The organism is Rhizobium sp. P38BS-XIX (genome assembly GCF_012641435.1).
Lineage (GTDB): Bacteria > Pseudomonadota > Alphaproteobacteria > Rhizobiales > Rhizobiaceae > Rhizobium.
This window is the reverse complement of the sequence record NZ_JABAIJ010000011.1, coordinates 183,744-191,095: the sequence shown is the minus strand read 5'-3', so window position 1 is coordinate 191,095 and position 7,352 is coordinate 183,744. Positions and strand designations below refer to the sequence as shown.

General features: G+C 50.3%; 5 protein-coding genes and 1 pseudogene. 2 read left to right on the top strand and 4 right to left on the bottom strand.

From position 1 onward, the window contains the following. From HGP17_RS33815 to HGP17_RS27890, 3 genes and pseudogenes are all read right to left on the bottom strand, one after another. A pseudogene (locus tag HGP17_RS33815) lies at positions 1-112 on the bottom strand (dTDP-glucose 4,6-dehydratase); the annotation flags it as partial. 263 nt (positions 113-375) lie between these two features. Beyond that, positions 376-1,347: a lipid A biosynthesis lauroyl acyltransferase gene (locus tag HGP17_RS27895; protein WP_168814085.1), complete on the bottom strand. Its 972-nt coding sequence runs from the start codon at positions 1,345-1,347 to the stop codon at positions 376-378. 20 nt (positions 1,348-1,367) lie between these two features. Further along, the gene (locus HGP17_RS27890; RefSeq protein ID WP_168814083.1) at positions 1,368-2,789 is read right to left on the bottom strand and encodes a cytochrome P450; all 1,422 of its coding nucleotides are present in this window, start codon (positions 2,787-2,789) and stop codon (positions 1,368-1,370) included. An 801-nt stretch (positions 2,790-3,590) separates the two neighbouring features. On the opposite strand from HGP17_RS27890, the gene HGP17_RS27885 reads away from it, so the two are divergent. Then, positions 3,591-5,222, top strand: a complete 1,632-nt coding sequence (locus HGP17_RS27885) for a hypothetical protein (protein WP_168814081.1) — start codon at positions 3,591-3,593, stop codon at positions 5,220-5,222. A gap of 58 nt (positions 5,223-5,280) precedes the next feature. Then, positions 5,281-6,063 (top strand): capsular biosynthesis protein, encoded by a 783-nt coding sequence (locus tag HGP17_RS27880; RefSeq protein ID WP_246704249.1) that lies wholly within the window; start codon positions 5,281-5,283, stop codon positions 6,061-6,063. Here HGP17_RS27880 and galE read toward each other — a convergent pair. Continuing rightward, the gene (gene galE / locus HGP17_RS27875) at positions 6,049-7,086 is read right to left on the bottom strand and encodes a UDP-glucose 4-epimerase GalE (RefSeq protein WP_168814079.1); all 1,038 of its coding nucleotides are present in this window, start codon (positions 7,084-7,086) and stop codon (positions 6,049-6,051) included. The genes HGP17_RS27880 and galE overlap by 15 nt on opposite strands. Between the last annotated feature and the right edge of the window lie 266 nt (positions 7,087-7,352).

The following is a 7,352-nucleotide window of genomic DNA, read 5'->3' as shown; positions in this document are numbered from 1 at the left end:
CGGCATAGGTCAGCCTGTCGAGATTGATGACCGTTTCTTCCTGCAGCTCAATCCAGTCAAGAACAAAATTCCCGCCTATGAACCCGGCTCCACCAGAAACCAATATCGTCATCTAAAATCCATTTCTGTCAGAAATACGAATGCCATTCGGTAACGGTCAAAGGTGACCGGAAATTGAAAATCAAAGCGCCATTTTATGCCGGGAAAAATCTCCGGCCATCTTCATTGCTTAAAGCAACTCATTACCGGCTACTCTAGGTGGAACTCAATTTCAATAGCCAGCATCGAGGTTCAAGTACATCGATTAAGACACCCTAGAATTTGCTCGCATATCCTCAAACCCCACAAACCAAAAATTCGTATTTTCCATCGCCGCTACAATCGATTGTCGATAAAGTACCATTGTTCCGGATGTGCCCGCACCATAGGCTCGATTACTGCATTTAGACGATTGACCTCACCAAACAGCGGAGCGTCGGCGTCTTTGTTGCGGGTTAAATTGAAAGGCTCCAAAGCCTGAAGAAGAAAGTCTGCTCCTTCCTCTCTGGAGATATAGAGCGGATAGATCAGCGCGTTCGTCTTTTGCGCCATCCGCGCGATAACTGCGTAGTTCCCCTCCAAATGAGGAGATCGACCCAAGAACGGCGCACGGATGTGCCCGTTAAAACCCTCGTCGCAGAACATCAACAGATTGCCGTTATTTTCCAGAACTCTAAGTGCGGGACGGACGAAGCTGCGACCGGGTTTCAGGATACCCAGACCGGCCCTTTTGCGCAGCCGGTTGACAATGTAGTGGCGGGAGCGGCGTCTGGGCGGGTCGTAGTTCATGGTGACCTCAACTCCCATGCCTAGAAGGCAATGCCAAAGTACCTCCCAATTGCTGAGATGCGGCGCGATGAAAATGACAGGTCTTTGAGCGCAACGTTCCGCCAAACCTTCGGTCCCGATCATGCGGACATGGCGACGGGCCAGCCGGGGCACGACGGAATATTCCGCCATTTGCCGCCCTTGCGAATCCGCGTAAGCGACAAGCAGCGTTTGAAGCTCTGCATCTGTGAGCTCAGGCCGTATCGTCTTCAGATTGGCAGCGGCGCGCCCATAAGCTCCTCTATGAAACCGTGGCGCCAGAATTCGGCCAAGGCAGCCACCGAGCGCTGAGCAGACCCGTGCCGGCAGCAACATGAAGCTGAAGTAGAAAAAGAGATCGATCGCGTTGTCGATGTTCTCAAAGAACCAGTAGCGTGAGAATGACTTGCGCCGATCACCGCCCGCCCAAAAATCTTCGAGCGAAGGAGCCCGCGGAGGCTGGTAGGTCCATGCCTTGCGCTTGCTGGCGCCGTCTTTCATTTGAGGCTGATTCCCGGTGTTCATCCCCGGCGCCTGTGTAGAGTGACAGGGATGCCATCGCGTGGGCGCAGCGTCAGGCGGCATTGCGGTAGAACCTTATGACCCTCCTTGATCCGCACTCGAAAACGTTGTGCCAGAATTGCGAGGCAGAGAATTGCCTCTGTCAAACCGAATTGCAGTCCCGGACAAACACGCGGACCAGCCGCGAAGGGGATGTAACTATAGGGCGCCGGCCTTGCTTCACCCAAGAAGCGCTCCGGATGGAAGCGATGAGGTTCCGGGAATAGCGACTCAGTGCGATGTAAGACCCAAGGCACGATCAGAACGAGGGCAGCTTTCCGCACGTTTATATTACCAATCTGGTCAGCCTCTGCTGCCTGGCGGGCCAAGATCGGTACGGGCGGATAAAGCCGCAGCGTTTCCTCGATAATCGCGCGGCACCAATTCAAATTCGGCACATCGTCAATGGATGGAACGCGATCGCCACAGACACTCTCGATTTCCGCATGAAGCGCCTCTTCCACCCAAGGCGCGCCCGCCAGGAGATACCATGCCCATGTCAACGTTGCTGCCGTTGTTTCATGGCCGGCCATGAAGATCGTCGCCGCCTCGTTTCTGAGCGCAACGACATCGAGCCTCAGTTCGGGGTTACGCTGTTGCCGGCGGATCAACAGCTCGACCATGGAACTATTATCGCCCTTGCCGGCCAGATGATCCTCGATCACCTGATCGATAATGCGATGAATGCGCTTGACCGACCGCTTCAAGCTCGGGGTCTTGATAATCGGCAAGCCCTCGTCGAAACCGAGGAAATAGCCGAAATTGACTGAATCCACCAAGGACTGATAGCTGGCAAAACCTTCGGTGACGGCGTTCGCGCTTTCCTCGCCGAGATTATTGCCAAACACACTGCGGGAGATGATCTCCGCCGTCAGGCCCGCCATTTCGAACAGCGCGTTGACCTCTGCGCCCTCCCCGAGGCTTCGCCAGCGATCGGCAAGCTCGCTTGCCGTATTCTGCATGATCGCGCCAAAGACCGGGACTCGGTTCTTATGGACGATATCGGAGACCAATGGTCGACGTTGCTTCCATGTCTCCTTGTCGGAGATAAACAAGCCGTCGCCGAGCAAATATTCCAGTGCACGGCGCATCTGTGGCGTTTTCCGCTCGAAATTATCGTGCCGCTTGGCAACGACATAGCGGATGGCATCGGGCGAATTGACGATGACGAGCTGCCGCCCCAAAAGCTTGAACTCGGCCACATGCTCGCGATAGTCGTTACGGCGCCAGATCGACAAAAAATCGCTGCGCGCCTGGAGCATCAATTTTAGCGGCTGACCAGGCTTGCCATCGTAAAAAGCCGCATGCGCCGGCTCGAAATATCGGTCCGACTGTTCAACGCGCTCAACGATGTCTGTTTTCCGATCAAGCCACGCCAGCATAGCGGTGTAGAACTCCCCCGCCTTGCGGCCCGAAACAGTGCGACAGATTGAGCATCACCACGCTTGCTCGCTGGCAATATATTCATTTCGCAAACGCAGAAAAGACCTTAGTTTCAAGGTGTCAAAACTCTTGCTGACTGAACTCACAGATAAGGCTGAATGCCCTTCGACACATGACGATGTGATAGCAGCTGCAGTGTCTCAAACGCGCCGCGAATACTCCTAACCCCGCGCCAGAATTTACGTACGCAGAAAACTGCTCAGCGTCGAAGAGCGCTGGTGGGTCAACTTCACGTCCCGCCGCTATTATCTGGTGTTGGAGGCCTCGCGTTCTTCCGCCGACCATCGCAAAACAGCGATCTTGCTCGCAGTAAAAACGCAGCATATTCAGAGCCTAAGACATTACGAATGCCAACCAACTTCTACCAGTATAGGGCATACACTTCACCATTTTGCTTGGCCGTCAACGTGCGCAATGCTTGGTTCCAAATTCATGTGAACTGACGCTCGCGCGTGCATTGAAGCAAACGCCTCAGCCGGAAAGTTTGCCGTTAGCAATAGAGCAACGTTGAAGACAATAAATTGAAGAACAACACTAAAACCGCGCTTCGCTCGATTTCAAATCGAAAATGACATCTGAACTCTCCATGCCAAAGAGAATATACTCCTATATGGCCGCGTTTCTACGTGACCGTAATTTTGCGTGACTGCATCTAACTTATTGACTCTTCTTAGAGTATATTAGACCATAACACCATAGTCATAAAAAATCAAAATTAGCGCAGCCGGATAGATTTCATAATGAATAGATTGGTAGTCATAGAAGATCACGAAATAGAAGCGTTCTCCGAGGTGCGTGCACCAGCAAAAAAATCCATCCTGACTATAGGTGGCTGCAATTCGCTAGAGGTATTCAATCAACTTGTAGATGTGATCGAATTTACTCATTTTTGGCGCGCCGCAGTCCCCACGGTGATGTCACCACCCATTGAGCTTCAGCATGCGGAATTTGAATCCGAGGAATTTTCGAGATTGCTGAATCGTGAAGCTTCGAAAATTGTCTACAAACGAATAATTGAAGCGCCTAACTCGATCATCGTCTTCGAGGCCGCCAGCGATTTTGTAACAGGCGTTCTCAAAATCGACGACACTATAATTTCCGATATCCGCAACGAAATATTCAATGCTTCCTTTAAGGATATAGTTTTCAATGAAAATTCTCAGCTTAGCAGAGCAAAATTTATTTCGACAGACAGTCAATTTTACTGGGACAATTGGAAGCATTATTTTGATTTATTTTATCAAAATATTCTCAAAGAGCGAATTCGGAGAGGCGTTTCTGTCCTTTTCCTATCGCGTCGGTGCTGCACAACAGAACTCAAGGATGGCGAATTTGTTCCTCTTCCTAATGCTAGGATCATATCAGCGCGCAATCGTATTCTCGATGAAATTGACGCGTTCATCTCATGCTATGAAGGTGTGAAGGTCGTCAAGTCAGAACTATCACTCGAATTCACATCTGACGATGCTCCATGGGGAGGTCCATGGGAGTTTCACCCGCAGCATGCGTATTACGCTGATTTGCGTGCAAAGTTTCTGGATGCTGTTTTCCCAGAGCAGAAAAGGGGCGCAAAATATCTTGCGAATTGGATCGCTGAAATTACGCAGAGCCTTAGCAAAACCAAAGCCGTTCTAAATCGCATTGAACTCGAGGCCCTTGAGGCAATAAGTAGTGTGGCCCAAATTCGGGTCGAAAGAGACCTCCTAGTAGAAACTTCCGCTCTTGCGCAGGTGGATAGAGCAGCTCTTGAGCAAAAACTGCAGGTCACCGAATTTGAAATTGAGCAACTTCGGCGGGATCGGGACATAGCCGACATAACGAAGGGGAATCTTCAGCAAGAACTCGACATAGCTCGAGGCCATATCAAGGATGTCCAAAATGCACTCGAAGCCGTGCAAGCGGAAAAAGCGGCTGTTCAATTAGACCTCGAATCCATACGCGGTGATCGCGACACTCTTAGTCAACGGCTGGAGGAAATGGCGATTGCGGTTCAGGGAAGCGGTGATTTGTCAGACTCTCTGAGAGAGGAGCTGCTCTCTCAAGCGAATTTGATCGAGGAGCATGCTAACTTGAATTTAAGAATTAGCGGCGAAATATCCTATCTTAGGGATCATTTGTCTAGTATCGATGCAGCATTCCATTTCGCCTCCACTCGCTACAGTGAAAGAAGCAACGGTTTGTTACATCGTCTGGCAAGAAGGATCGCGATCTTTTTTGACTCGATTCAGCTCCGTAAATCTGGATTCAGCGAAGACATCTACCTTGAAGAAAATTCCGATGTTAGGGATTCTGGGATGAATGCCTTAACTCATTATGTCATGTTTGGCATGAGGGAGCGGAGGAGATTTCCAACGGTTCGATGCCGTATTTGATCATCGAAGGACATCCGAGCTATAATTGTCGCTAGCACTGGACCAGCAGAAGAAGCGCATGAGCATGTTAGGCCTAGTAAGACAAAAGCTGAACGTCATGAAGGCTGTTATGCTTCGCGATATGCGTACAAGATTCTTCAACCATGGCCTTGGTTTTGCCCTAGTACCGTTATGGCCTCTCGCGCACATTTTTATAGTAATCATAATAAGCATTATTTCGGGTCGCACGGCGCCATACGGCGACAGCCCAATGCTATTTTTTGCTACAGGCCTGATTCCCACATTGACATTCATCTATATCTCACGGTTTATGTCGCTTTCGCTTTTAATGAATAGCTCGATGCTTTCTTTTCCTATCGTAAGAGTCACCGATATCCTATTCGGACGGGCTCTACTCGAGGTGATAGCGGCGTCGATAAATATTGCATTGGTGTGGATCATCTTTGGGTCTCTTGGCATAAATCCATATCCCAACGACCCACTTCAGGCGACATACGCTTTTATGGCGCTGGTCTTACTAGCTGTAGGCATAGGAACCATTGTGGGCGTGCTAACCCAATTTCTGCCAATCGTAGCCACAGCGTACGCTCTAATGGGTATTGTTTTCTACATATCAAGTGGCGCATTGTTTGTACCGCCCAATCTTCCCGATCAACTTGCGATACCACTAGCCTACAATCCAGTTCTACAGTGCGTGGAATGGATGCGAGTTGCCTTCTATGAGGGATACAGCGACAGACTCTTGAACCGCGAGTACGTCTTATCTTTTGCTCTCGGCGCTCTGTTTATAGGCCTCGCCTCCGAGAGGTTATCCCGACGAATCCTGTTAGACGTTGCCTAGGTTCCTGTCAGCCAGATGATCTTCACGGCCGCCCTCAATGCTCCTCAGATTTAACTGCTCCTCCCAGGAAAGAGCTGTTCGAACTATGAACTCCAGACTGTCATACTTGGGTATCCAACCAAGTTCATTGAGAGCCACGGCAGGATTACATACAATCGAAACAGCGTCGCCTATTCTCCTACCGGAATATCGAACTTTGAAATCGTACCCTGATACTGTTCTGACGCAATTGAGGACTTCTAAAACCGAAAACCCTCGGCCATAGCCACAGTTGGCAACTATCGAACCACCTCCCTCACGCATCCGCCTAAGCGCCATAAGGTGAGCTACAGTAAGGTCACTGACATGAATGAAGTCACGCACACATGTCCCGTCATGGGTGGGATAATCTGTCCCGTAAACTTCAATACTTCCTCTCTTTCCTAGCGCCGTTTCGGTCGCAACTTTTATGAGATGTGTTGCGCCAACCGTCGATTGGCCTGTTCGTCCTCTAGGATCAGCGCCGGCCACGTTAAAGTACCTCAAGGCGGTGTAAGTGAAATTGTAAGCACGAGATGCGTCACGCAGCATCATCTCGGTCATCAACTTCGATGTGCCATAAGGAGATTCCGGGCGTAAGGGAGCCGTCTCATCCACACGAGCGCTGCCATCTTGCGTCCCGTAGACCGCGGCGGTCGACGAAAAGACGAAATATCGCACTTCTGCCTCAACGGCCGCAGCTATTAGCGCCTGCGACTTCACCGTGTTGTTTTCGTAATACGACAGCGGATTAGCTACCGACTCCGGCACAACAACTGACCCAGCAAAATGAATAATGGCATCAACTTCGTTTTCGGCAAAAATGGTGCGAAGCAGCAATTTGTCAGCAATGTCACCCTCATAAAACCGGGCCTTTCGCGCCAGGGCCCAATGAAATCCGGTCGAAAGATTGTCCAGCACGACGACGGCTTCACCGGCATCAATTAATGACCACACCATGTGGCTGCCTATATATCCAGCACCTCCAGTCACAAGAACTGTCATGAAACCCTCAAAATACTTCATCTATCTAACACGCGTGCTTCTAAACTTGCGGCCACTATCGCAGACCGGCACTCACGCCTGAAAGACCCAACTTCGATATAGACAGCGGAACTCAAAAAGGATACACGCTCTGCGCACAAATATCCATTAAGCCTTGTGTTGTGGCAGCAATAACACAATCAAAAGATTGTATCGACATCGTTTTTTTTGCGTAAGGAGAATTGGCCTTAATCAGGGCCAACTTTAGACCAACAGAATAGCCCGGA

Excerpts from the sequence above, each read along its gene's own strand:
- HGP17_RS27895 (WP_168814085.1), bottom strand. The coding sequence starts at position 1,347 with ATGAAAGACGGCGCCAGCAAGCGCAAGGCATGGACCTACCAGCCTCCG.
- HGP17_RS27890 (WP_168814083.1), bottom strand. The coding sequence starts at position 2,789 with ATGCTGGCGTGGCTTGATCGGAAAACAGACATCGTTGAGCGCGTTGAA.
- HGP17_RS27885 (WP_168814081.1), top strand. The coding sequence starts at position 3,591 with ATGAATAGATTGGTAGTCATAGAAGATCACGAAATAGAAGCGTTCTCC.
- HGP17_RS27880 (WP_246704249.1), top strand. The coding sequence starts at position 5,281 with ATGAGCATGTTAGGCCTAGTAAGACAAAAGCTGAACGTCATGAAGGCT.
- galE (WP_168814079.1), bottom strand. The coding sequence starts at position 7,086 with ATGACAGTTCTTGTGACTGGAGGTGCTGGATATATAGGCAGCCACATG.